Annotated in this window: 28 protein-coding genes; 17 read left to right on the plus strand and 11 right to left on the minus strand. The window is 39.3% G+C overall.

Annotated elements, in window-relative coordinates:
* Positions 1-295: 295 nt before the first annotated feature.
* The 4 genes from WH214_RS13425 to WH214_RS13440 all read left to right on the plus strand — a co-directional run bounded on the left by WH214_RS13425 (position 296) and on the right by WH214_RS13440 (position 2,786).
* Positions 296-787 (plus strand): hypothetical protein, encoded by a 492-nt coding sequence (locus WH214_RS13425; RefSeq protein ID WP_224469177.1) that lies wholly within the window; start codon positions 296-298, stop codon positions 785-787.
* A 318-nt stretch (positions 788-1,105) separates the two neighbouring features.
* Positions 1,106-1,228, plus strand: a complete 123-nt coding sequence (locus WH214_RS13430; RefSeq protein ID WP_256350806.1) for a hypothetical protein — start codon at positions 1,106-1,108, stop codon at positions 1,226-1,228.
* Between the two features lie 4 nt (positions 1,229-1,232).
* On the plus strand, positions 1,233-1,688 hold the full coding sequence (locus tag WH214_RS13435) for a CopG family ribbon-helix-helix protein (RefSeq protein WP_062034889.1): 456 nt from the start codon (positions 1,233-1,235) through the stop codon (positions 1,686-1,688).
* Positions 1,689-1,763: 75 nt separating this feature from the next.
* Positions 1,764-2,786 carry an ABC transporter substrate-binding protein gene (locus tag WH214_RS13440; RefSeq protein ID WP_339422739.1) on the plus strand — a complete coding sequence of 341 codons (1,023 nt, stop codon included), beginning with the start codon at positions 1,764-1,766 and terminating at the stop codon, positions 2,784-2,786.
* Between the two features lie 111 nt (positions 2,787-2,897).
* Here WH214_RS13440 and WH214_RS13445 read toward each other — a convergent pair whose 3' ends face one another.
* The 5 genes from WH214_RS13445 to WH214_RS13465 form a co-directional block, all read right to left on the minus strand.
* The gene (locus WH214_RS13445; RefSeq protein WP_339422740.1) at positions 2,898-3,227 is read right to left on the minus strand and encodes a DMT family transporter; all 330 of its coding nucleotides are present in this window, start codon (positions 3,225-3,227) and stop codon (positions 2,898-2,900) included.
* 18 nt (positions 3,228-3,245) lie between these two features.
* Positions 3,246-4,130 carry a hypothetical protein gene (locus WH214_RS13450; RefSeq protein WP_339422741.1) on the minus strand — a complete coding sequence of 295 codons (885 nt, stop codon included), beginning with the start codon at positions 4,128-4,130 and terminating at the stop codon, positions 3,246-3,248.
* A complete protein-coding gene (locus tag WH214_RS13455) occupies positions 4,127-5,137 on the minus strand; it encodes an isopenicillin N synthase family dioxygenase (RefSeq protein WP_339422742.1) in 1,011 nt (336 codons plus the stop codon). The genes WH214_RS13450 and WH214_RS13455 overlap by 4 nt, the downstream gene beginning before the upstream one ends.
* 71 nt (positions 5,138-5,208) lie before the next feature.
* Entirely contained in the window at positions 5,209-6,105 is an 897-nt protein-coding gene (locus tag WH214_RS13460; RefSeq protein WP_445206371.1) for an ABC transporter ATP-binding protein, read from the minus strand.
* A complete protein-coding gene (locus WH214_RS13465) occupies positions 6,105-7,049 on the minus strand; it encodes an ABC transporter permease (protein WP_339422743.1) in 945 nt (314 codons plus the stop codon). Before WH214_RS13465 ends, WH214_RS13460 begins: the two co-directional genes overlap by 1 nt.
* A 185-nt stretch (positions 7,050-7,234) precedes the next feature.
* Between WH214_RS13465 and WH214_RS13470 the strand changes: the two genes are divergently transcribed.
* From WH214_RS13470 to WH214_RS13505, 8 genes are all read left to right on the plus strand, one after another.
* Entirely contained in the window at positions 7,235-7,603 is a 369-nt protein-coding gene (locus tag WH214_RS13470; RefSeq protein WP_004693046.1) for an immunity protein Imm33 domain-containing protein, read from the plus strand.
* Between the two features lie 3 nt (positions 7,604-7,606).
* On the plus strand, positions 7,607-8,023 hold the full coding sequence (locus WH214_RS13475) for a hypothetical protein (RefSeq protein ID WP_339422744.1): 417 nt from the start codon (positions 7,607-7,609) through the stop codon (positions 8,021-8,023).
* A 135-nt stretch (positions 8,024-8,158) separates the two neighbouring features.
* A complete protein-coding gene (locus WH214_RS13480) occupies positions 8,159-8,410 on the plus strand; it encodes a hypothetical protein (protein ID WP_339422745.1) in 252 nt (83 codons plus the stop codon).
* A 33-nt stretch (positions 8,411-8,443) separates the two neighbouring features.
* Positions 8,444-9,169, plus strand: coding sequence for a zeta toxin (locus WH214_RS13485; RefSeq protein WP_339422994.1), 726 nt, complete (start codon positions 8,444-8,446; stop codon positions 9,167-9,169).
* Positions 9,170-9,644: 475 nt separating this feature from the next.
* Positions 9,645-10,061 carry a YeeE/YedE family protein gene (locus tag WH214_RS13490; RefSeq protein ID WP_339422746.1) on the plus strand — a complete coding sequence of 139 codons (417 nt, stop codon included), beginning with the start codon at positions 9,645-9,647 and terminating at the stop codon, positions 10,059-10,061.
* Between the two features lie 2 nt (positions 10,062-10,063).
* Positions 10,064-10,486 (plus strand): DUF6691 family protein, encoded by a 423-nt coding sequence (locus tag WH214_RS13495; RefSeq protein WP_339422747.1) that lies wholly within the window; start codon positions 10,064-10,066, stop codon positions 10,484-10,486.
* Complete coding sequence (locus tag WH214_RS13500; protein WP_339422748.1) at positions 10,483-11,352, plus strand: MBL fold metallo-hydrolase; 870 nt, start codon at positions 10,483-10,485, stop codon at positions 11,350-11,352. Before WH214_RS13495 ends, WH214_RS13500 begins: the two co-directional genes overlap by 4 nt.
* A gap of 232 nt (positions 11,353-11,584) precedes the next feature.
* The gene (locus WH214_RS13505; RefSeq protein WP_339422749.1) at positions 11,585-12,358 is read left to right on the plus strand and encodes an alpha/beta fold hydrolase; all 774 of its coding nucleotides are present in this window, start codon (positions 11,585-11,587) and stop codon (positions 12,356-12,358) included.
* Here WH214_RS13505 and WH214_RS13510 read toward each other — a convergent pair whose 3' ends face one another.
* From WH214_RS13510 to tssH, 6 genes are read right to left on the minus strand one after another with little or no spacing between them, the layout of a single operon-like run.
* A complete protein-coding gene (locus WH214_RS13510) occupies positions 12,359-13,327 on the minus strand; it encodes a M15 family metallopeptidase (RefSeq protein WP_339422750.1) in 969 nt (322 codons plus the stop codon).
* A complete protein-coding gene (locus tag WH214_RS13515) occupies positions 13,324-13,923 on the minus strand; it encodes a hypothetical protein (RefSeq protein WP_339993571.1) in 600 nt (199 codons plus the stop codon). Before WH214_RS13515 ends, WH214_RS13510 begins: the two co-directional genes overlap by 4 nt.
* 11 nt (positions 13,924-13,934) lie before the next feature.
* Entirely contained in the window at positions 13,935-14,732 is a 798-nt protein-coding gene (icmH, locus tag WH214_RS13520) for a type IVB secretion system protein IcmH/DotU (protein WP_087012852.1), read from the minus strand.
* A gap of 11 nt (positions 14,733-14,743) precedes the next feature.
* Entirely contained in the window at positions 14,744-16,108 is a 1,365-nt protein-coding gene (tssK, locus tag WH214_RS13525) for a type VI secretion system baseplate subunit TssK (protein ID WP_004979572.1), read from the minus strand.
* A 47-nt stretch (positions 16,109-16,155) separates the two neighbouring features.
* Positions 16,156-17,244 carry a type VI secretion system protein TssA gene (tssA, locus tag WH214_RS13530; protein WP_339993574.1) on the minus strand — a complete coding sequence of 363 codons (1,089 nt, stop codon included), beginning with the start codon at positions 17,242-17,244 and terminating at the stop codon, positions 16,156-16,158.
* Between the two features lie 23 nt (positions 17,245-17,267).
* Positions 17,268-19,940, minus strand: a complete 2,673-nt coding sequence (tssH, locus tag WH214_RS13535; protein WP_339422753.1) for a type VI secretion system ATPase TssH — start codon at positions 19,938-19,940, stop codon at positions 17,268-17,270.
* Positions 19,941-20,314: 374 nt separating this feature from the next.
* Between tssH and WH214_RS13540 the strand changes: the two genes are divergently transcribed.
* The 5 genes from WH214_RS13540 (at position 20,315) to tssE (ending at position 24,075) form a co-directional block, all read left to right on the plus strand.
* Positions 20,315-20,965 (plus strand): hypothetical protein, encoded by a 651-nt coding sequence (locus tag WH214_RS13540; RefSeq protein WP_339422754.1) that lies wholly within the window; start codon positions 20,315-20,317, stop codon positions 20,963-20,965.
* A gap of 39 nt (positions 20,966-21,004) precedes the next feature.
* Entirely contained in the window at positions 21,005-21,508 is a 504-nt protein-coding gene (gene tssB / locus WH214_RS13545; protein ID WP_339422755.1) for a type VI secretion system contractile sheath small subunit, read from the plus strand.
* Positions 21,501-22,982 (plus strand): type VI secretion system contractile sheath large subunit, encoded by a 1,482-nt coding sequence (gene tssC, locus WH214_RS13550; RefSeq protein ID WP_339422756.1) that lies wholly within the window; start codon positions 21,501-21,503, stop codon positions 22,980-22,982. Before tssB ends, tssC begins: the two co-directional genes overlap by 8 nt.
* Positions 22,983-23,028: 46 nt before the next feature.
* Positions 23,029-23,532: an Hcp family type VI secretion system effector gene (locus tag WH214_RS13555; protein ID WP_004693082.1), complete on the plus strand. Its 504-nt coding sequence runs from the start codon at positions 23,029-23,031 to the stop codon at positions 23,530-23,532.
* 66 nt (positions 23,533-23,598) lie between these two features.
* Entirely contained in the window at positions 23,599-24,075 is a 477-nt protein-coding gene (gene tssE, locus WH214_RS13560) for a type VI secretion system baseplate subunit TssE (protein ID WP_010326723.1), read from the plus strand.
* Positions 24,076-24,083: the final 8 nt, after the last annotated feature.

The raw sequence follows: 24,083 nt of genomic DNA on the forward strand, positions 1-24,083 counted from the left end.
TATAAAGGATGTTGATTCCCTTCGTCATGTTCTGTCATCTGTTTTGATTGGCTTGCAAAGTTGAGTATTCATTGAGAACATATTAGAAAAGAATACATGTGCTTGGTTAGTAGCGAGCTTTTCAGCATGTTCTTCTCTTTCATATTTGTATAAAGAGATATAAATTTTAAAATTTATAACCTGAATGAACGAAAAAGCTTGATTTAGGTGCAGATTCGTCAAAAATAGGGACTGGGAAAAATCAAAGCTTCATTTTAGAATTTCAAAGCCTTTTAAGTTTCTGGGAGTAAATATAATGATAACGAACGTATCGCCAAAAAAATGGCTACTCATGAGTTTGGGGGCGATGTTGCTTTCAGGTTGTGCAACAACCTCTACAGACCCGAGTCGTCAAAATGTGGGGACAACAGGTTTACTCATTTGTGCGCAGAATGAGCTTTGTCCAGTGGTCACTGTGAGCTGGAATGAGTCGAACAAAGAACTGCTTAAGTTAAAAATGCATTTGAGCAGTACTTACAATAAATACGACATTCAAAAGGTCGTGTTTACAAATGGACAAAAAAGCCAAACTTTTGCTGTCACCGGGCCAACCGAGCATGATCATGTGTTAGGCACCAACCGTTCGACTAATTATATTTTAGCGCCTGTAAATTTGATGAGTAGCTTAAAAGGTACAAATTCGATCAAAATGAATATTTATACAGATCAAGGTATTATCTCTCGATATGTGTATAAAGATGGCGTCTCAGCTCCAATTTTGGGTGAGTTCCAAAAAGTTTATCAATAAAAAAAATCGCCATCTGGCGATTTTTTTTGCGTATAAGTCAGAGAAAACTAAAAATTGTGAGGACATAAGATCTCATTTTCAGAAGGTATTCTGTCTATAGGGAAGTAAACTCCTACCTCTTTGACAGATGAAAAAGCCAAGTTGAATAGTCAGCAATGCACTTTGATGTATCAATTTTAAAAATATAAATACATTTTGCACAAAAATAAACTTTTTAATGCGCTGTTGCTGTCAATCTAATCAAAAAAATTGGCATGTATTCTGCTTAGTTCTAGGTATTACAAAAACCTTTTTTGGTAATACCGAAAGGAGCAGCAAATGTCTAAACAATTCAAAGATGACTTAAATGCATTCTTCACCGTATTTAAACAGTTCGTGGTCGCCATCTTAAGCGCTAGAGCGGGCATTTATATCAAGCAAGATCCATCCGAAAAAGGATAAGCGCGTGCCGAAACATAAATTGGCACGGATCAGCATCACTGTGCCTGAATTAACTGTCGATGCATTGGATCAGAAAATTGTTGATCAGCACTATGAAAGCCGTTCTCAAGCAATTGTTGACATGATCAATAAACATTTGATTGCGGATCAGGAGCAACGTAACGCCGTGATGGTGGGGACGTTTACCTTGCTCTATGACGCCAGTGTTACGCCACTTAGAGTCCAATTGCTGGACTTGCAGCAACAATTTTTAGAGCAAGTGGTCAGTTCACTGCATATTCAGTTAGATGAGCAAAAAATTCTAGAAGTGATGATTTTGCAAGGCTTAACTACAGAGTTAAAAGCGCTGAGCCAGCAATTCATTGCTTTGAAAGGTGTGATCAAAGGGCATTTGGAACTGATGGATGCGGTGATGCCGCCGATTCCACAAAATGAAAAACAGAGAGCGTTGAAATCGTGACCATGTTCACCGTCCTCAATGACTCACTCCATACATAGCAAGTTTAAACATTTACAGCATCGGGAAAATTGCATCATGATTAAAAAAGCGTTTTTATCAGTATCTATTGTTTCGACTATTTTATTGGCAGGTTGTGATAACACTGCCAAAATTCCTGAAACAAAAGACACGGCATCTGAGAGCACAGCCACCAAAACCATCACGATTGGCTATAGTGATTGGCCGGGTTTTGTTGCATGGCAAGTGGCAATTGAAAAAGGTTGGCTCAAAGAAGCGGGGCTGAATGTTGAATTTAAATGGTTTGATTATTCATCATCGCTTTCTGCTTTTGCAGCCAATCAGCTAGATGCAGTACTGGTGACCAATGGAGATAATCTAGTCACAGCCTCTGGGGGCACTCAAGGTGTCATGATTATGGCGACAGACTATTCCGCAGGTAATGACGTGATCATTGCAAAAGATGGAATTAACAGCATTGCTGATTTAAAAGGCAAAAGTATTGCCACTGAAAAAGGCTTGGTTGACCATTTATTGCTAAGTACAGCACTAACAGATGCAAAAATTAAGACCAGTGACATTAAATTGGTCAATTCTATGACCAATGAGCTTCCACAAGTTTTTGCAAGTCCAGACATTGCTGCAATTGCGGTCTGGCAACCTGTAGCCAATCAAGCTTTGAAGTCTGTTGCAGGGTCTAAAATTATTTATAGTTCTAAAGATAAGCCAGGTTTAATTTATGACACGCTGACCGTGAATATGAGCCATCTTTCTGCCAATAAAGAAGATTGGAAAAAGATGATCCAAGTGTGGGATAAAACAGTCAAATATATTAATGACCCTGCAACACATGAAGACGCCGTGAAAATTATGTCTAACCGTGTTGGCGTCGATCCGAAACAATATGAACAATTTATTGGCGGGACGCATTTACTCGATTTGGCAGCCAATAAAACCGTCTTTAAAAAAGGTTCAGGTTTTGACTCGATTTATGGCTCAAGCTACCACGTAAACAAATTCAACGTTGAAAATGGCATTTATAAAACAGAAATGGATGTTGATGGTGCAATTTACCCAGCTTTGGTTGAAGAGTTAAAGTAAGACTCCGTAGAAACTAAAAGCCCAAGTTAACTTGGGCTTTTTTGTATGGGTGTGTTTAAAAAGCAAAGAAAGATCTAATGTTAAATAAAGAGCATGTTTTAAGGTATGTATTTATAAATGCGTACTTTTAGAAAACACATGAATAATCACGATGCCGATAATCATAAAACTTAAACCAACAACTGCGGCAAAGTCGAGCACCTGTTTAAAGTAAATCCAACCGACTGTAGAGATCAGGATAATGCCTGCACCTGACCACAGTGCGTAAGCTAACCCCATAGGGAAGGATTTAAATGTTAGACCTAAGAAAAAGAGCGCAACTGCATAACCAATAATAGTTAAAACAATAGGTAAAGGTGCAGTGAAACCATTGGTCGCTTTTAATGCAGAAGTCGCGAGGACTTCTGCAATCACGGCGATCAATAAATAGAGAAAAGCCATAGCTTATTTTAAGCTCCCTTACGCAACCACAGTTGCATGATGCATGAGGTGATGTTGTTCTTGTTTCAGCCAATGCTGACTGTCCGCCGTGGTAGGTGTTACATTTTGAAAAGTGTATTCAGGTTCACACACATCCACGACAAACACCAACTGATACGCTTCTCCACCGATCAATTTATGCTGTATGAGGGTTCCAGCATCAACGACTTCAAAACCATCTAGAATGAGTTGTTGTTGAGTCATTTGGGTGCAGCTTGAATATTGAATGAGCTGATCCTGAGTTGAAACTGATACTTCATAGCTTTCAATTTGATTTAAGTCAGAAGGACTTTGTTCCACATAAGAAAGAACCCCTAATGCATCTACATTCTGTTGAATATGGGGTAAACGTGACTGTGCATATGCCATATGCTCACCGCAGATGATGAGACCGCCATCGAGCGAAATTTCTTGCTGCGTGGCAACATGTACGGCTTTGACTAAGCGTAGTCCTAAAAATAAACCCTTACTGGCTTGTTGACGCCAGTCTTCAACATAGGCATTACTTGGAGAAAACTCCAAAATACAATTGCCAATGCTATGTAGGGTTGCAGGCTCAGGCCACTGGGTATGGTTCTGATAATTACTACTTAGCTCCCATGACAGTGATGCATTTTGTACATCCCAATGCGTATAACCGACCCATGCTTGATGCTCTGTGATAGGGGTATCTATTGCAGATTTGAGACGTAGGTCAATGGTGAAGCTCTTGGACTGAAACCAATACACAATCGTATTTTCATCGGTCAGGCCATTGTAAAAGCTAATACTTTTACGTCGAAATGCGCCCATTAAATAGGTTGGCACACTACCTGAAGCAGCTGTGATGGGTTTTAGTTGACTTAAAGTTTCGAATAAATTCATGGGGTGTACTCCATGTTTGACTCAGTCAGACCAAAAGAATAAAGCGGAACGGCATTCTTTAAGACCAACTCACCACTGGCTACACGTTGTTTTAAATAATGAAAGGTTTGAGCCGTTTGATTAAACAAATGTTCTCCACCTGCCAGTGGCGCATATTTAGGTGGCTCATTTGTATTAATCGGTTGGATGACATAGTCATAGTCACAAGAAAAAAATAAAGGGAAGGAGTAGCGTTCTTGTTGGACTTTTTTGACCCGATGTTTGGTGGCTAAATATTTGCCATTGGACAATATTTCCATCATGTCACCAATGTTCATCACCAAGGTCTTTTCAAGCAGAGGAATATCAATCCATTCACCTTGCTTAGTTAGAACTTGTAAACCGGGTGCTGTCGGCAATAATAAAGTAAAGCACTCATAGTCGGTATGTGCCCCGATGCCTTCTGCATCTGTCGCTTGAGGGTTAAATGGATAGTGAATGAGGCGTAATTGACTGGGTGCATGTTGAATATGCATATCAAAAAAGTCTTCTTTTTGCTCTAAAGCCAGCGCAAAACTGCGAAACAGTTGATGACCAATGGCTTTTAAGTGCTGATAGTACTGTGAGACATGGCGTTTAAATGCGGGATCATCTGGCCATTGCGTCGGGCCAAGTAAGGGATAATTTAATGCAGACCCTTGATAGTCATAATTCACATCATAAGATTCTTTTAAATCATAGCTGTTACTTGAAAACCGTTCTTCACCTATAGGCACATAGCCACTATGGTTGACCGATTTGCCAATATAGTTTTGCATTTTGAGTGCTTCATCTTGGGCAAAATAATGCTCCGCGATGTCACATAACTGTGCAAATAATGCAGGTTGAAATTGATCACCTTTGAGGTAGAGAAAACCAACTTCTTTACAAGCCTGATCAAGCGCTTGAGCAACTTGCATACGTTCATCTAAATTTGGGCTATTTAAAAGGCTGATATCCACCAGTGGAAGGACATATTTATCTTGCATGGTAAATCCTCGTGTTGGCCGTCCAACAGTGCATAAAACCTAAGGGTCGTCCCTCAGGCTAGATCAATGAATTATTTATGCGTACTAACTTGGGTCATACGTGGAATTTTTGGTAAATCTTCCAGTGCTGGGTCAATTTCTTCTTCTTGTGCATGTACTAAGAAATCGACTCGCTCTCGAAGTTGCTTAAAGGCAGGGCTGGACATCAGTTCAGTGTTTCGTGGACGGTGTAAATCCACTTCAATGATTTCTTTAATTTCCCCAGGATTGGCTTTAAGTGCTACGATACGATCGGCCAGTAAAATAGCCTCATCCATATCATGGGTTACAAAAATGATAGTTATATCAATGTTTTGCCATAGGTCCATCAGGTGTTTTTGCATTTTTTGACGGGTATGCGGGTCAAGTGCACCGAAAGGTTCATCCATCAGTAAAATTTTCGGTTCATTGACTAAAGCACGGGCAATCGCAACACGTTGCTTCATCCCGCCAGACAGTTGATGCGGATATTGGTTTTCATACTTCTCTAAGCCAATAATATTGATCCATTCTCGTGCAGCCGCTTCGGCTGAGGCATGACTTGCACCTTTCATTAGTGGACCAAACATTACATTTTCTTTAACCGATTTCCAAGGAAATAAGGTATAGCCTTGAAACACCATGCCTCGCTCTGGACTAGGGCCTGAAATGGGCTGTCCATCTACTAGCAATTCACCAGAGCTATATGGGTCTAGACCCGCAACAACCCGACTAAAGGTTGATTTTCCACAACCAGATGGCCCAATCACACAAATAAACTCCCGCTTATGAATTTTCAAATCGAGCTGATTTAAAATCGTGCGTGAGTTTTTACCATGCTGAAAAACTTGACTAAGTTGTTTGGCCTCTAAAATGACAGGACGTTGATAAATGTGATCAAAATACTGACGAGCATTGAATTCCGTCGTTCTTATATCTGTGGTTTTCATTATTTTGCTCCCGCTTTCCATTTAAAAAGATGTTGTCCTAGCTTCATTAAAATCACATCACAGACCAAACCAATCACGCCAATAATCAAAATCGCAGCATAGACATTGTCAAAGTTCTGGTAGCGTGCTTGCTGGGTAATAAACCAAGTGATCCCTGTGGTGGTGCCAATTAGTTCAGAGACAATCAAGTAGGTCCACGCCCAGCCCAGCAAGACACGTAAATCACGGTAAATATCGGGTAACGCCGCTGGAATGACCACGTGAAACAGACTTTTTGCTTTATTCGTCCCTAGGGTATAACCCGCTTCAATCAGCCCGCGGTCCACCATACGTGTGGTATTGGCAATAATCAGAATTTGCTGAAACAGCGTCCCAATCACGATGATGGCAATCTTTGGTGCATCATTAATGCCTAATATGGCAACAGCCAGTGCACCAAAGGCAGGCGCAGGTAAGTAGCGAAAGAATTCAACAAAGGGTTCAGTCAGCTGGGAAATTTTGTTGGAAAAACCACATAAAATCCCCAATGGAATACCAACGAGTGATGCAATAAAGAAAGCACTAAATACAATTCTGATGCTGTGCCAAAGACTTTGATGAAACCATGGTGCATCGGCTTGAGCTGGTGGTGTAGTAAATGCCGTCACTAAGGCTGTCGCAACTTGATGAGGTGCTGGTAAATAAATAGGATTGACCAAATTACCTTGCGGCGGTTCAGTGCCTGTATTGACAGCATTTTGCGCTTCTGCATAGAACACACTTTTGTCTACACGACTACCGACTTGTAAAAAAGAGACACTGCCAGAGTTGGTGATTTGTACCTGAGGGTGCCAAATAAAGGGCAAATAACTCACAGCACACCAAATGAGGATTGGTATTAGAAATGATCCAAAGCCCAGCAATATTTTGCTTTGAGGACTGAGTTCTCGTGCGACATAACCCATAGTTGCTTAGCCCCGATATTACTTTTTTTATAAAACGTAATACTGTTAAGCAAAATGAATGCCAAATTTGTAGTGATATTGAGTGTTCACCTGTGTGCTAATTGTTTAAATAAAAACAGCCTTTGACCTAAATATGTTTTAAAATGCGCTATCGATAGATTGACGCTCAAAAGGGACAGCATCGCATGGCACAAAAGTCACAACAATCTGCATTGAATGAATTGATTGCAGAACAAAAACTACTGTGTGAAGAATTTGACTCCGCTTATGTTGAAGTAAAAGGTGATGATGTCGTTGCTGTTGCTGTGCATACTTTAAATCAAGAACCCATTGTCGGTTTACGTAAAAAGCCAGAAACTGAAGAGAATGTCGCTTGGTTCATCTATGGTGGTGAATTGGGTGAAGGCCAAGACTTTTTTACAACCATGACTGTACGTGAGTTACAAGATATCTTGCCTGACGTACTTCCATACTTGGCTTTAAGTGAAGGTTATCGTTTTATGATTGATGGCGATGACTATGAAGACGTATGGAAAGAAGGCGATGAGTCTTAATACATGAAAAAACAAACATGGACGTTGCTTAGCCTTTCGTTATTTTTATCATCATTTCTATCAACCCTGAGTTATGCAGAAACAACGAAGCTAACTCAGGCGCAGTATGATCAAAAGATGGCAGAATATACAGCAACTGTTAATTCAACTAAAACCGTTTTAGATGCAAAAGATAATCCAGCGACAGCAACAGAGATGAAAACCGCATTTTGTCAGCGTATGGATGCATATCATCAAATTGCTGTGCTATCCAAGGCCAATATTGAGTTAAGTACTGCTTCAGTGATGTTGATGGTGGCCAACCGTTATCTTGAGCAGCAAGAAAAAAGCCTGACCGATGCAGGGATGAATGAAAGTGCCTTCTGTCCAACGGTTAAAGCTTTACAAGTTGAAGATACGAAACGAGTAAAAGTAAAGTAACCCAATAAGACAGTACGGAATTAGCGTAGATATTAAGATCTAATTTATTGTTTTAGGATGCTGTATAAATAGACAATGTCCTCGATTGTGTTAAGATAAATAAAAATCAACCATCGTTTGAGTGGGAGTTGGTGTATGGCAGCTTATACCGACATTAAAGTAGGCAAATATGAGGATGATATGATTCCTAAACTTGCCATTCATGCTTTTCATGATGCTTTTCAAAAAGCAACTACGCGTTCGTCTGTGGTTTATGCAAAAGCTGAACAGTTGGTTAAACGTGATATTCATGGCAATGAAACTGTTTTGCAGGACTTAAGTCATGCTTATGTCGATGTAGGCGTTTTACCGACACTGACACGTAAAAAGAAACACGCAACCGTATAGATTGATATGCCACCTCGACAACCTAGAATAAGAATGTTTGCAGGGCCGAATGGTTCTGGTAAAAGCACTATTAAAGATTACCTTTTGCCCCAACATATTGGGGCATATTTAAATGCAGATGAACTGGAACAAAACTTAAGACAGAGTCAACGCCTTGATTTATTACATTATCATCCTTCCTTAAAAGCTTCAGAGTTGGTCACTTTTCTAAAAAGTAAGAAGCGTCCTAAAGCGGGACAGTTCGTGGCCTTACTTACGCATGAGCCGATGGTACTAGATGAATGGAAGATCGAGTTTAAAACCAATGAAATCGATTCTTATCTCTGTGCACGCATTATTGATTATATCCGGCTTGAGTTTCTGCGCTTAAAAGTCAGTTTTACTTTTGAGACGGTAATGTCACATATCTCTAAAGTTGAGTTTCTCCGAGAAGCGAAACGTCAGGGTTATAAAACCTATCTATATTATGTCTCAACAGTCGATCCACAAATCAATATTGCTAGGGTTAAGTATCGCGTCAGTGTGGGCGGCCATCCTGTCCCTGAGCAGAAAATTATTGAACGTTACTACCGTAGTATGGATCTGCTCATGCAAGCTATAGAGTGCTGTGATCGAGCTTACTTGTTTGATAACTCTTCCGATGGTATACAAGCGTCTTTTCTTGCTGAAATTGAAGAAGCTGAAACCTTAAAAATGAATGCCGCCGTGTCTAAGCTCCCAAGATGGTTTGCAGAACGCGTACTATCAGAATTCCAATAAACGGCTCAGAAAAAGAGCGGGCTATTTCATTACTTTTCATGTGTCTACCTGCATGAAAATATATTCAAATGCCGTGAATGTGTTTCATAAACCCAGAATAATGATCATGATGTAGAAGTGTACCCATAACTCTATTCAGTTTCTTTAAATGAAAACTATAATGAAATAAAACGAGATAAGTTAAGTATATCTAATCTAAAAAAGGGCTGAATACAAAATCTCTCGGGGATATATTCAAGATTTTTGCATGATTGTGAAGAATTACTATGTAAAAGAAATGCTTTAAGGTGTTATCTAAAAGATGAAAAGTTTCGAGAACTAACAGGTAGTACCCATTCAAATATCTAAATCCAGATGAAAGGGCCCCGTAGACAGTGGCCATAGACGTGCATAGCATCGATAGATACAAAGTACGCTTGATTATTTTTAATTAAATATATTATAAAAACATATATTGTTTTAAGGGTGATTGTCAATGCATGATTTTGCGTGGTCTTTTATAGGTGGAATATTACTCGGCATCTCCGCCGTTGGATATTTATATACCAATGGGCGGATTGCGGGAATCACTGGTCTGGTCTCTCAAGTTGTAAGCTTAAAAGGGATTATAAATACGCCTGCACTGTGGTTCTTATTGGGGCTGTTTATTATTCCGTTTATATATGCAGCTTTTGTTCAGCCTAATATTCATATGGAAGCGACACCTTTCATGTTAATTATTGCGGGTGTGTTGGTAGGCTTTGGAACTCGATTAGGTTCTGGATGTACCAGCGGGCATGGTATTTGTGGTATCAGTCGTTTATCAAAACGTTCAATCATCGCTACAATGAGTTTTATGTTCGCAGGCTTTATTACTGTGTATGCCTTCCGTCATATGCTTGGAGCAATCTAAAAATGAAAAATGTTTGGGCATTCATTTGGGGTGGATTATTTTCAATTGGTCTCATGCTTTCAGGAATGTCGAATCCTGCGAAGGTGATTGGCTTTTTAGATATTTTTGGGCAGTGGGATGCCAGTTTAGCTTTTGTGATGATGGGTGCAATTGCGGTTGCATTTATTCCTTTTCAAAAAGCTGTACGTCAGCCACATCCACAAACCTTTTATGGTGAAGCCATACAACTTCCTAAAAATACGAAAATCGACAGAAAACTGATCTTGGGAAGTCTGCTATTTGGTATAGGCTGGGGAATTGCGGGAATTTGTCCTGCGCCGAGTTTTACTTTGATTGGACTGGGTTATTATCAAACGATCTATTTTATAATTGCGATGTTCGTCGGTGTGCTGCTACATCGTAAAGTGATGGAGAAAATGCCATGAAGCAAACCACGCAAGTAAAAGCATTCTTTGATTCAGTGACCAATACGTTTAGTTATGTAGTGAGCGATCCAGACACTCAGCGCTGCGCCGTGATTGATAGTGTGTTGGACTATGATGCAGCATCGGCAACGACCAAAACAGAGCAGGCCGATTTAATCATTACTTATATTCAAGAAAATAGCCTAAGCGTAGACTGGATTTTAGAAACACACGTGCATGCAGATCATTTAAGTGCTGCACAGTATTTAAAGCAAAAACTAGGTGGAAAAATTGCGATTAGTCATAAGATTGAGATCGTACAACAAACTTTTGGTGGGATTTATAATTTAGATATTAAGAGTTTAAATGCTATGCAGTCCTTTGATTATCTTTTTGCAGATAACGAGACATTTTTGATAGGCAACATAAAAGCATATAATATTCCAACACCAGGGCATACACCAGCGTGTCTCAGTTATGTCATTGGTGATACTGTTTTCGTGGGGGACACGTTGTTTATGCCTGACTATGGGACGGCACGTTGTGATTTTCCAAAAGGGAGTGCGGCGACTTTATTTGACTCAGTGAAGACTTTGTACACATTGCCAGATCAAACGCGGATGTTCTTATGCCATGACTACTTACCCGAAAGTCGTGATCAATACCAATACGAGACATCGGTTTATTCGCAAAAGCATGAAAACATTCATATCAATACTACAACGGAAAGGGTCGATTTTGTCGAGATGCGAAATCGCCGTGATGCAACGTTAAGCATGCCAAAATTGATATTACCAGCAATTCAAATCAATATGTTTGCAGGCAAGTTCCCTCAACCAGAAGACAATGGTATTCCTTACTTAAAAATTCCGCTGAATTATTTTTAAAATAGAAAACTAGTAAAATTTAAGGCATTCGGCATCTTTTCACTTGCTTAGAATCTTATTCAAAAATCTAATCTGATATTAAACAGACATGTACATCATGCTTTTAAATTTAGCCTAAGCAAATATCCCACCCAAAATAGCCTAAGCAAAATTGAGTTTAATATAAAAAGTCATTTGATTTATTTCCATTAAAAATTCAATATCTATAGCAATCGAATAAAGTAAGTTTCATATGATCCTAAATCATCAATTTCATCAAAATGAGCAGTCAGCTGCAAAAACACTGGTCTTTGTTCATGGTTTATTTGGCAGTTTAAGTAATTTAGGGATGTTGGCTCGGGAGTTTTATTCAAGCCACCATGTATTACAGGTAGATGTACGTAATCATGGGTTATCGTCACATTCCAATGTTATGAATTATGAGGTCATGGCAGCCGATCTAATTGAAACTTTAAATGAACTCAATATCGAGCACTTTTCTTTGATCGGGCATTCGATGGGTGGAAAACTGGTGATGAAAGTGACCGAACTCGCAGGAGATCGACTAGATCAACTGGTGGTGTTGGATATTACGCCTATTGCTTATAAAGAAAATCATCATGAGCAAATTTTTAAAGCGCTCTTTGCAGTACAAAAAGCAGATATTGAAACACGTCAGCAAGCCATAGAAATCATGCGTGAATATCTCAAAGAAGAAATGGTTATTCAGTTTCTCTTGAAATCTTTTAGCAAAGGGAAGTGGTTGTTTAATGTAGATGCACTGTATCAGAACTATGCCCAAATTCTGTCATGGGAAAATATAGAAACATGGCATAAGTCTGCATTGTTTATACGTGGTGGAAACTCACCTTATGTAGCAAAGCCAGAATATATAGAAGCTATCCAATCGCAGTTTTCTCAAGCCCAGATTCAGACGGTGGCAGATGTTGGACACTGGTTACATGCAGAGAAAACTGCGCAAGTTTTGCAAATCATCACTCAATATTTGAGTCAGCCTTCAACCTGATTAACTCAAATTCGCAGCTGAAAGTTGTCCTTCAGAGGTCAGCTTTTCAGCCATTTCCGCAGTTTTCTTTAAATTCGGCATTCGAAATTCGGTATGGCCATAGTCTTGGATCGACTTCCAACGCCCGCCCCAAGTTAAACCTACAGATTCTGCAACTTCACCATAGAGCTGATAGCCACGCATCGCCCATGGATCTCGTTCAGAAATAACGACTTTTCCATCACGCTTAAATGCGACATCCGCCGCCAATCCAAATTGGTGATAACTCTGATAACCACGTGCCAAAGTCGTATTTTTATTGCTGGCTAAAGAATTCTGACGCTGCGGGCTACGATAGCCTTCCAGTAAAACCAGTTCATATCCATGCTGCTCACGCATTATTTTAAATACCATCAGTAAACGTTGTTTATAGCGTGGGTTCATTTTGTGCCACTTACGATCAGCCGTTGCTAAATTGTCATGTGAATGAGTTGAATGAACATCCTGAATACTTGGATCGTAACTCGAAGCGCTGGCTTGAATAGAATTATTATTAAGATCCACTTGCTCAAGCATACTTGCTTCAACTATGGCCGCAGCAACTAAGGCTTCTTCGACCTCTGGTGGTGGAGACAAAATCTGTCCATCAAGTAGGGCATAAATTTGTGGATCCGATTGTCTTAAATAATCCGCTTCGATTTTAGTGGGCGTGACTGGACTGGTAAAAGCAAACATTAAGATGCTGGCAAATAAAAATAGACCCGCAGCCAATATCCACCACTGCTGAATATGCCAATGCGATTGCAATTGCTCGGGCGCAGCAGCATGATTTATATGCTGTGCAAAATGGCGAGCGGATTGAAATCTTTGTTTTCCCTGAGGAATTAACCCGACAAAAAAGCCAGCTAATTTTGCTCTGAGTTCATAGGACAGTGCTAAACTTAGCCCTATCGCTAAGATTAGAAAAAGCGAAAAAAGAGCATAAATCATAGTCTGATAGTAGCTGGCATTGGGGCTTCGGCGGTACGAGTTGTAATCTTAGTTTGTACACTACCTGTGGGAGATTCTTCCGATTTTTCCACAGTCTGTTCTGCTTTGGCTACTTTGTCGTGATTTTTATCTTTCGGTGCGGCCGCACTTTGCGTTGATGAGTTTTGTTTCTTATTTTCTTTTGGTAAGGGCTGCGGACTAGCACTCTTCATAGATGGTGCAGCAACTGTTTCAGCTGGACGAAGAAAAGCTCTGCTTAATTCATCTTCTTTGGGTTGAGTAAAATCAGAAGGCGGCTCAGTTACATTTGAAGGTTGAACACTTTTAGAAGGGACGACTTTAGTCGCTTCAAAAATAGCTTCGGGTTCCCGCGTCGGGGCGTCATTATCGACTGAGGGTTCAGTGACATCTGCGTTAGAACTTGGACTAACCTGTATTGAATCATTTTTTTGTTGTGTAAAAAAGTAAGTAAAACCAAGAGCGGCCATCAATACGACACCACTCAAAAAACCACCAAACGCATAGAGCATAGGTGAAATATTTTTCTTTTTTGTAGACGTCAAAATTTTGACTGAAGTCCGTTTTTCATGAGCCATGGAATTAGTTCTTAGGGTAAATGAATAGTAATATGTGCCTGTTCTGTTGGCGTAGAAATGACATTTTCATATGTGGCTAAAGAATTCGTACTTTGCTTTGATAACATATAGCGTAAGCCCGCAAAGGATAAGAGCGCGAATACGATTAGAAAAAGTAAAATCCAGTAAAAAGGAAGCTCACGGTGAATCATGTGTTTAATTTGATCGGGGAGCGATGCAAAAGGAGAAAAGGCCGCCTTTTTTCCTTTCAAATAGTCAATTTCATCGCCTACACGTGCGACCAAATGGTTTAAATTTTCTATAGATTCAATGCGATATCTACCATGAAAACCCAGGAGCATGCAGTAATGATAAACTTCAAGTGCGGCTAAGCGACTATTTCCTTTACGGCGTAACTCTTCTAAAATTTCGAAAAAACGATAACCCGCAAGTTGCGAGCCAAATAAACTAAGCTGTAAGGGACTGATTAACCAACTATTTTGTAGCTCGAAAAATTGTGCATCTTGCTGAGTCACAATGGTTTCATCTAATAATGCACAGTAAGCATATTTAGCATCTTGAATATCATCTGATGAAAATTGTAATTTTCGGGCTTGGTTTTCAAAACGGTTGAGTAGGGCAATGATTTTTTCACGAAATTCAGTTGCACTACTCGGTATATATTTGTTTTTCAATAAAAATACAATATAAAACCCGTCATGAAGTAAGTCGACCAAGTTTGTTGTGCTGGTGACTTTGGTGGTCATGGGCTGAGTAATTGAACCAGTTCCAATTTGTCCATCATCAAAAAGTGAAGGGGCATTATTCATGATTCATTTCCTTAGCCATTCATCACAGCAATCAATTCAACAGCAATATCTTGGAAACCTGCCGGAATATAAATACAAATCGACTCGGCATCCAACATGCGTTGGTATAAGTCATTATTTGGTTCAATTTCAAAGTAACTCACACCAGATCGCACTGGAATAGCGGTTGGAACCTGCATTAAATGATGCAAAGGAACTGCAGGTAGTGCGGCGATGACGCGCTGTTCAACATCTACGGTATTGCCCACTTTAAATCGTAACGGAACCAATTGAATTAGTTCGTGACTTTGCATCATGCTGCTAGAAACAGCCAAGTAAAGTCTTGAATCTCGAGTAATTTTGTCAGACTCTAAACTGCCTAACCAATAAGATGGTCGCGTTTCTTTGAGTTGGATACTGATGTAGCGGTTTGAAATAATCGTATCTAATAACTCACGTAGAATGACATCGAGCTGACTAAAACTTTCTTGTAAATTATGATGTTGGTAGCGAGGTAAATGATCAACCTCATGAGCCGTTGAAAAAGTCAGCAATGAGCCAGTCAAACGTAATAATTCAAAGAAAAGCCGCTCTGGATGGATATGCGGGTATTGCAATAAATGATTCAACGTCGCGTGTGCTGTGTTGAGTGCATTGACCAACCAAAATGACACAATGTCGCCAGAGCGAAACTCAATTAGCTTTTGCTCATTTTCTCGATTATTACTTTGAATGGTCTTAATTTTCGCTTTGATGACATTTAAACTGCGTTTCAAACTCGAGATAAGATTTTCAGAAGATTCGATATGCAAGATAGGCGGAATAAAATGACGATCAAATTCAAATTGACCTGAGCTTTGACGTTTAATTTTTGCTAAAGCTAAATACAAAAAACCATCCAGCTCTTGATTCGGTTCTACGTTCGCCTCTAACAAGCGAAACTCTGCACGGCGGCGCAATAAGGTGATATCTGCTGCAGTTGCATCTGTAAATAAATCATGGGTTGAGGTTAGATAAGAATGATAGCGACCGAACTGTGCACTATTTTCAGCGCTCACATTTTTCTTATTGGCTTGTACAATCGGCAAGGCTAAATAAACCAAGATTTCGCCACGTAAATTCAGTTCATCTAATAACACTGGCTCTGGCAGTAAATCGCGTGTCGGCGCTTGATAAATTTCACCATCTTGCCAAATCATACTAATACTTTCGAGTGCCAAGATATGTGTGTGTAACTGAGCCTCATCAAATTGAATATTTTGAATACCATAGGCAAATGGAATTGTGGAACGAATGGTATGATTCAGACGTTGTTCATGATACGCATCTTGTAATTGAAAATGTTGAGGACGTAAAAATAGACCTTCACCCCAAAGTATTTTTTCTGCTTTAAACATTTAGATTACCAGTCGCGTGTTTGATTTTGTTGTTGTTAGCCCAGTAATTATTGGACGTTTTGCAGTGGATTTTCGTTTTTAATGACTTGATTTAACCATTCATGTAGTGGCATCTGACTCCACTTGATGGTTTTCTGTAACATATAGCTTACGGGACTATGCGGTTCATTGGCTTGGAAATAGTCAGAAATTTCTTGTAATACCCGCATGGCTTGTTCACGGTTTGCTAAGTGATTTTGCGGTTGAACCTGAAAGCCTTTGGATGGATGGACGGTGTTCATGTCAATCTCTTGTTCTTTGTGCTGGGTAAATGAAAGTGCCTGTGTTGTTATCGTTGCGGCAGCAGAAGACTCAGATGTTTGTGTCGCCATTACAGGTTGGGTAAAAACATCGGTTTTATAGAGCTTTTTTAAACTGGTGTGGATGTTTTCAAGCTGAGTATCAATCGAAGCAAAGCTTGGTGCATCTAAGCCCATTAAGGTATCTAACACACTTTTCAAAATTGACCATTCAGCCAGAATTGCCGAAAAATGTTGATAGTTCTGATATTGAAATGATTTTGATGTATTGAACAAGCTCTGCTCAAACTGTTCCAAAATCTGTGAGCTATTGGCATCATCTGTATAACTTTCTACTTGTTTCAACAAATGGTTTTTTTGTCTCAGTAAGGCTTCATAATCACTGAGTGAAAATGCAGGAACATTCACGATAGCGACTTGTTTAATCAGTGGAATCAAATGATTAATTGAACCTTGCAATAAACCTAGACGTTGATCTAAATCTTCGTCTTCAATTTCAGGATGAAGTTGTGTCCAATACTCATTTAGCGTCCTATGCATAAGCTCTAGGGCTTTTGCAGTGCCTTCAAATCCGTATAAATTTGACCACGCTTCAAGTAACCAGCCTAATAAGCGTAAATCCTTCGATTTCCCCGTGAGAAGCTCGATAGATTTTTGTTCAACGAAATGCCAGTCTGCTTGCTTAGGTTCAGCGACCCAATCGCCTTGATCAAGTAATGGATCATCCTGAGTTTTTGCAATTTTGATAGCGTGGAATTCATTGGAAAAAGACAAGTCTTGTCCACATAGTTGATCGCTTGAGATAGGAGACAATAAAGGCTCGATTTCTAAGCTCATAATTTTACACTCTATATATTCTATTAAACTTGATTCGCTTTATTTTTAGCAGGATATCGTTTCTTTTTAGCTGTGGTTTTTTCGACAGGGTCTAAAACATAAGTAATTTCATCATCTTTGACATCGATCTGAATAACTTTAGGCAAATGATCTGCTGCCAAAGCCATCAATATTTCTGTGGCTAAAGCAGGCAATATACTGGCATTTAAAATGTGATCAACATTTCGTGCACCGCTATCGACTTCCGTGCAGCGACTTAATAATAGTTCTACCAGTTCCTCTGAATATTGAACTTTGGTTTGGTACTGCTTCTCAAGGCGAGAGATTATTTTCTTGATTTTATGATGGATAATTTGAACCAGTAAATCATCATGCAGTGGGAAATAGGGAACGATACGCATGCGCCCTAAAAAAGCAGGTTTAAATTGTTTATATAAACTTGGTTTTAACTGCTCTGCTAAGCTTTCTGCTGTTGGCCATGTCTCAATCGGTTGATTCAAACACGCCTGTATAATGGCATTCGAACCTACATTCGAGGTCAAAATAATGGTGGTATTCTTAAAGTCGATGATTCGACCTTCACCATCTTCAAGCGTACCTTTGTCAAAAACTTGATAAAAGAGTTCTTGAACATCGTTGTGTGCTTTTTCAATTTCATCCAATAAAACCACACTATAAGGATTTCGGCGAACTGCTTCCGTCAGCACACCACCTTGACCATATCCCACATATCCTGGTGGGGCACCTTTTAAAGAAGAAACGGTGTGTGCTTCTTGATATTCAGACATATTAATGGTGATCAGGTGGGATTCTCCACCATAAAGCTCACTCGCCAGCGCAAGTGCGGTTTCGGTTTTACCGACCCCACTTGGCCCCACCAACATGAACACGCCTTGCGGCTTATTGGGATCATCTAGTTTTGCTTTAGATGTTTTAATTCCCTGAACCAGTTGATGTAGGGCAGAGTCTTGCCCCATAACACGCTCGGCCAGTTTGCTTTCTAGGCTGAGAATCTGTTTTATTTCATCGTTCACCATATTACCCACAGGAATACCGGTCCAGTCTGAAATAATTTCATTAATGATTTGTGCATTAACACGCTCAAACACTAAGGGATTATGACCTTGTACATTGCTTAATTCTTCACGAAGCGCAGCAATCTCTTCTTGAGCGTTGTTAGCAGTGATATCTTGCTGGCGTTGCTTTATCTGTTCAACAAGTACTCTTTCTTTTTGCCACTGCATTTGAGTAAGTTCAATTTCACACTCAAGCTGCGCTAGCTTTTGTTTTAAATTGTGCAATCGCTCATGATGAATCGGCAAATTTTTATGTTCATTTTCTAAGATTTCATATTCAAGTTTGAGGTTATGTTGTTGAGCAAGTATCTGATCCAACTTCACAGGTTGTGCATTTTGAGTGAGCGCTACACGCGCTGCGGCTGTATCGAGTACGCTAATCGCTTTGTCTGGGAGTTGGCGGCCACTAATATAACGATGTGAAGAGTGTACGGCTGTGATGATAGCTTCATCATCAATATTTAAATTAAAATGATTGGCCATGACTGGCAGCATGGCGCGCAACATATCGATGGCGACATCTTCAGTCGGTTCTTCAACTTTAACGACTTGGAAGCGTCGACTGAGTGCCGCATCTTTTTCAAAATATTGTTTATATTCAGCCCATGTGGTTGCTGCAATAGTACGTAACTCACCACGAGCCAGTGCGGGTTTTAATAGGTTGGCAGCATCATTTTGGCCTGCTTGACCTCCTGCACCAATCAAAGTGTGAGCTTCATCAATAAATAAAATTATAGGATGGGTGGCAGACTGAACCTCTTGAATCACTTGTTTCAAGCGATTTTCAAATTCACCTTTTACACTGGCACCTGCTTGTAATAGCCCCATATCAAGCGTATGCAACTGAACATTTTTTAAAGCATCAGGCACTTGGTTGTTCACGATTTTTAGCGCCAAACCTTCAACAACAGCCGTTTTTCCTACACCAGGTTCACCAGTTAAGATGGGGTTGTTTTGGCGTCGACGCATCAGGATATCGAGCATTAAACGTATTTCAAACTCACGACCGATAACAGGGTCGATAAGGCCACTTTGTGCCTTTTGGGTCAGGTTAATCGTATATTGATCAAGTGCTGGAGTTTTGTTTTTAATCAGATGTTGTGCAGGTTCAGTGCTTTCGATTGGCGCTGGTTTCTGTAAAACGTCTTGTTCGATACTGTTTGAGCATAGGTCTAAAAATTTATGTTTCATTGTATCGATCGGGAACAGTTCAAACTGGCTTGAAGCGCGTAAAGCCATTTGATGCAAATCTGGTGCTGTTAAAAGTGCTACCAAGATATGACCCGTTCGAATGACAGGATTTTGTTCAGCTGAAGCAAGTAACCACGCTTGTTCTAATAAACGAATAATGGATTGAGCAAAGATAGGGGTACGGGTATTTCCTTTAGGCAATTGGGAAAGACTGAGTTGTAAATCCTTAACTAAAAAATCATGGGAAATTTTATATTTTCCAACTAATAAATGGAGATCATTTGGTTCGGGTTGTTCTAATAATTCAAGAAAAAAATGCTCAATTTCGATTTCATAATTTTGTTGATTAATACAACTATTTGCAGACTTCTCTAGAGCAACACGCGCATGATTAGATAGCTTCTTAATTAATATTTTAAGGTTATTCATATGTAACTCAGTCATGCTTTATAGCAAAGTTTTTACAAGACAAATATGCCAATGGCTATCTGTGTTTTTAGTGTAAATATAAAATTATTTATAAATTAGCATTTTACAAGTCATTATAAATGCTATTTGGCGGGTATTTTATATATATGCCATCATAATACACAAATGAAATTTAGATAAAAAAGAAGATATATTACAAAAAGCAAACACAGTTACTTTTTATTAACATTTCTTTCCTTGACTTTTGGTGCCATATTTTTGTTAAATCCAAGCGCATTATATAACCAGAAATATTTACCTAGGGTGTGTATATTTTAAATCGAAGTTACTGATAATAATTTTAATTTTTTATTCATAAAGATTTGAGGCAAGTTTTGAAAAAATATTATTTAATTTTACCTACATTCGTTTTATTAACGGTGACACCATTTACTTTTGCAGCGGTAGAAGAGGGTATTAGTTTAAAGAATAAGTGTATTAAAGATTACCCATTGGTAAATGGTGAAACTGATCACGATTTACTAAGTTTATATGCACAGATTTGCGATAGTAAAAATAAAAAAAATGATGAGCTAAAAAATAAATTATTGGTTCAAGCTGCAAGTCGATATCAAGAACTCGGGAAAAGCTATAAAGCACTTCAACTGGTTGAAGAGTTAAATGCGCGAAATATTAATCATACATCATTAACAGATACTCGGTTTTTAGCTGGTGTTTCGATTGCAAACACAGCGTTAAACCATATGCGTCAAGAAGAAATGCGCTATTTATCTGCAGACTTAACCTATCCACCTGCCAAAGAGCTGTCTAATCTCGTTCGTAACTCATTGCCTGCACCAGATACGAGTGATGCAAAGGCCGTGGTGATTAAAGCCCCTAAGAAATCCACGCGTAAAATCGCAAGTTCAACCAAACAAACCACAAAGAAAACAACGGTACAGGTGGCAAAACCCAAAAAAGTTGAGAAAGCACAATCAACTGAAGTGGCGAGCAAACCGAATACAAATCCCTTCAATTCACTTTAAAAACTTTCATTTTTGAAATAATAAAAACAGGATTTTCATATGGCTAAACGTGAAAGCGTCCAAAAAAAGTTACAGCGTATTCGACCACCTCGGGTACAACTGACTTATGATGTTGAAGTTGGTGATGCTAAAGAAATCAAGGAATTACCATTTGTTGTTGGTGTTTTAGGTGATTTCTCTGCTGCATCTGAAGTAGAAAAAACCAAGCTCAAAGACAAAAAGTTTATTAATGTTGATTTAGAAAACATTGATGAAGTTATGGAGTCTTTAGCGCCACGTGCAGCCTATCAAGTTGAAAATACATTGACTGAAGATGGTGGACGTATGTCTGTTGATTTAACGTTTAAGTCGATGGAAGATTTTCGTCCTGAAAATGTAGTTCAGCAAGTGGATCCTTTGAAAAAATTGGTGGAAGCTCGTGAACGCTTGACTGATTTGCGCAACAAAATTTCAAATAATGAGCGCTTAGAAGATCTACTTGATCAAGTTCTACAAAATACAGATCAAGTGCGTAAAATGAGTGTGGAGGCTGAAAATGAATAATGCTCAATCCGCTGCAGTTGCTCAAGATACCGCTGAAGAATTTACGCTATTAGATTCAATTGTTGAACGTAGTCGAATTGCTCGAAATGAAGAAGAGCATGATCGAGCGAAAAGTCTAATTGGTGAACTTGCTAAAGAAGTGATGGCGGGGACGATTACTGTTTCAGAAAATATGACTTTATCGATTGATAAGCGTATTGCTGAAATTGATGCACTCATTTCAACGCAGCTCAGTAAAATTATCCATGATGAACAGTTTCAAAAAATTGAATCGACATGGCGCGGTTTATATTACTTTTGCCAGGAAACGCCATCTAATCCATTGATTAAGATTCGTATGTTAAATACGACGAAGAAAGAATTAATCAAGGATTTTCAAGGCGCAACGGACTTTGATCAAAGTACATTGTTTAAAAAGATCTATGAAGAAGAATATGGGTCATTTGGTGGTGCACCATATGCCACATTAATTGGCGATTTTGAGTTTGATCGTACACCTTCAGACATGTATTTGCTGGAACAAATTTCACATGTTGCGGCAGCTGCACATGCACCTTTTATTTCTGCAGCAGATGCCAACATCCTCGGATTGGAATCATTTACGGATATTGATCGTCCGCGTGAGGTATCCAAAATTTTTGAAACCGCTGAATATGTCCAATGGCGTTCTTTCCGAGAAAGTGATGATGCGCGCTATGTTGCATTAACAATGCCACGTGTATTGGGGCGTCTGCCTTATCACCCTAAGGAAGGTACAGCGACTGAAGGCTTTAATTTTGTGGAAGAAGTCTCTGGGCAAAATCATGATGAATATTTATGGATGAATGCAGCCTATGCTTTTGGCACGCGTTTGACCAATGCTTTTGATATGCATGGTTGGTGTGCTGCCATTCGTGGGGTTGAAGGTGGTGGTTTGGTTGAAGGTTTACCTGTTCATACCTTTAAAACCAGTGATGGTGAAGTGGTCTTTAAATGTCCGACTGAAATTGCCATCACTGATCGTCGTGAAAAAGAGCTCAGTGATCTTGGCTTTATTCCTTTAGTACACTGTAAAAACACGGATTATGCAGCATTTTTTGGTGCGCAATCGACGCAGAAACCTAAAAAGTATAATAGCGATTCTGCCAATGCAAACTCTGCTTTATCTAGCCAAATTCAGTACATTATGGCCGTTTCACGTATTGCACATTATTTAAAAGCCATGATGCGAGATAAAGTCGGAAGCTTTGCTTCGGCGGGAAACATTGAAACATTTTTAAATGAGTGGTTAGCTCAATATATTTTGCTTGATGACGGGGCTTCACAAGAGGCGAAAGCGCAATATCCGCTGCGTGAAGCATCTGTCAAAGTTGTAGAGAACCCAGCACAACCGGGGCACTACAAATCTGTGGTTTTCTTAAGACCACATTTCCAGTTGGATGAGTTGTCAGTATCACTGCGACTTGTTACTGAGTTACCTCAGTCCTCAAACTAATTTGAGTGCCAACACATAATAACTTTAGAATAGGAAAAGATTACAAATGAAAGACATATACGTACAGTTCAGAGGTAAATATAAGGTCGATGGCGAGTCGCGTGATACAGAGCACCAAGGCTGGTTAGAGGTGAACTCTTGGTCACACAATATTCGTCAGCCAAAGTCTGCAACATCATCAAGTGTTGGTGGCCATACGGCGGAACGTGTTGAACATTCTGATATGCTGTTTGTTAAAGATTTGGATGCAACCAGTCCAAAACTTTGGGAAGCATGTTCAGCGGGTTATACCTTTGATGAAGTACAAATTGATTTTTATCGCGCAAATGGTGATAAACGTATTAAGTATCTACAAATTAAATTGAAGCATGTTTTGGTTTCAAGTGTTACACCAACAGTAAGTGAAGAAGGTGTTCCGCTTGAAGGGTTTGGTTTGAAATATGCTGCTGTGGAATGGACATATAATCAGCAAGATATTAATGGCACACAAAAAGGTGCTGTGACCAAAAAATGGTCTCTATCAAACAATACTGCATCATACGCTGCATAAAAATAACTGAAAAAATAAAGGCTAACCAACGTTAGCCTTTATTTATGCGAGATGATTTTAATCAACATGAATCTAGATCAGCTTTATCCCTATGGGTTTAGAAAAACGCTATTTGACCGATTACTACCGACCACTGAACAGGACCGATTGGGGATGTCTCTTCAGGAGCTACGTGAATCCGTCGCGACCGACTTAGAAGATTTGTTGAACAGTCGTATGGCCAATTTTAATGATTCAATTGATGCTTTTCCACTGGTAAAAAAGTCCATTGTTCAATTTGGAATCATTGATTTTGTTGGGTTATCGACTGCGAATCCGACCGATCGCGATAAAATTTGCCAATCGATTGCTGCGTCTATTACTGCACATGAGCCGAGACTGAAACAAATCAAAGTCGAAATGTTGCTCGATGGACAGAATATGGGGGCGTTGTGTTTAAGTATTCAAGCCTATTTAAATATTCATCCTTTATATGAACCCGTGATTTTTGATGCTTTGCTCAAACCGACAACACAACAATATGTTATTTCTGCAAGAGCTTAATGGGGCTG

The sequence above is a fragment of the Acinetobacter sp. MYb191 genome, from assembly GCF_037572605.1.
Taxonomy (GTDB): Bacteria; Pseudomonadota; Gammaproteobacteria; order Pseudomonadales; family Moraxellaceae; genus Acinetobacter; species Acinetobacter johnsonii.

Coding starts and splice junctions, on each gene's coding strand:
- WH214_RS13495 (WP_339422747.1), top strand. CDS start 10,064: ATGAAAAATGTTTGGGCATTCATTTGGGGTGGATTATTTTCAATTGGT.
- tssK (WP_004979572.1), bottom strand. CDS start 16,108: ATGTTTAAAGCAGAAAAAATACTTTGGGGTGAAGGTCTATTTTTACGT.
- tssA (WP_339993574.1), bottom strand. CDS start 17,244: ATGAGCTTAGAAATCGAGCCTTTATTGTCTCCTATCTCAAGCGATCAA.
- tssB (WP_339422755.1), top strand. CDS start 21,005: ATGGCTAAACGTGAAAGCGTCCAAAAAAAGTTACAGCGTATTCGACCA.
- WH214_RS13470 (WP_004693046.1), top strand. CDS start 7,235: ATGGCACAAAAGTCACAACAATCTGCATTGAATGAATTGATTGCAGAA.
- icmH (WP_087012852.1), bottom strand. CDS start 14,732: ATGAATAATGCCCCTTCACTTTTTGATGATGGACAAATTGGAACTGGT.
- WH214_RS13450 (WP_339422741.1), bottom strand. CDS start 4,130: ATGAATTTATTCGAAACTTTAAGTCAACTAAAACCCATCACAGCTGCT.
- WH214_RS13440 (WP_339422739.1), top strand. CDS start 1,764: ATGATTAAAAAAGCGTTTTTATCAGTATCTATTGTTTCGACTATTTTA.
- WH214_RS13490 (WP_339422746.1), top strand. CDS start 9,645: ATGCATGATTTTGCGTGGTCTTTTATAGGTGGAATATTACTCGGCATC.
- tssH (WP_339422753.1), bottom strand. CDS start 19,940: ATGAATAACCTTAAAATATTAATTAAGAAGCTATCTAATCATGCGCGT.
- tssE (WP_010326723.1), top strand. CDS start 23,599: ATGAATCTAGATCAGCTTTATCCCTATGGGTTTAGAAAAACGCTATTT.
- WH214_RS13445 (WP_339422740.1), bottom strand. CDS start 3,227: ATGGCTTTTCTCTATTTATTGATCGCCGTGATTGCAGAAGTCCTCGCG.
- WH214_RS13430 (WP_256350806.1), top strand. CDS start 1,106: ATGTCTAAACAATTCAAAGATGACTTAAATGCATTCTTCACCGTATTT.
- WH214_RS13515 (WP_339993571.1), bottom strand. CDS start 13,923: ATGGCTCATGAAAAACGGACTTCAGTCAAAATTTTGACGTCTACAAAA.
- WH214_RS13505 (WP_339422749.1), top strand. CDS start 11,585: ATGATCCTAAATCATCAATTTCATCAAAATGAGCAGTCAGCTGCAAAA.
- WH214_RS13465 (WP_339422743.1), bottom strand. CDS start 7,049: ATGGGTTATGTCGCACGAGAACTCAGTCCTCAAAGCAAAATATTGCTG.
- WH214_RS13480 (WP_339422745.1), top strand. CDS start 8,159: ATGGCAGCTTATACCGACATTAAAGTAGGCAAATATGAGGATGATATG.
- WH214_RS13500 (WP_339422748.1), top strand. CDS start 10,483: ATGAAGCAAACCACGCAAGTAAAAGCATTCTTTGATTCAGTGACCAAT.
- WH214_RS13485 (WP_339422994.1), top strand. CDS start 8,444: ATGTTTGCAGGGCCGAATGGTTCTGGTAAAAGCACTATTAAAGATTAC.
- WH214_RS13475 (WP_339422744.1), top strand. CDS start 7,607: ATGAAAAAACAAACATGGACGTTGCTTAGCCTTTCGTTATTTTTATCA.
- WH214_RS13460 (WP_445206371.1), bottom strand. CDS start 6,105: ATGAAAACCACAGATATAAGAACGACGGAATTCAATGCTCGTCAGTAT.
- WH214_RS13455 (WP_339422742.1), bottom strand. CDS start 5,137: ATGCAAGATAAATATGTCCTTCCACTGGTGGATATCAGCCTTTTAAAT.
- WH214_RS13555 (WP_004693082.1), top strand. CDS start 23,029: ATGAAAGACATATACGTACAGTTCAGAGGTAAATATAAGGTCGATGGC.
- tssC (WP_339422756.1), top strand. CDS start 21,501: ATGAATAATGCTCAATCCGCTGCAGTTGCTCAAGATACCGCTGAAGAA.
- WH214_RS13510 (WP_339422750.1), bottom strand. CDS start 13,327: ATGATTTATGCTCTTTTTTCGCTTTTTCTAATCTTAGCGATAGGGCTA.
- WH214_RS13425 (WP_224469177.1), top strand. CDS start 296: ATGATAACGAACGTATCGCCAAAAAAATGGCTACTCATGAGTTTGGGG.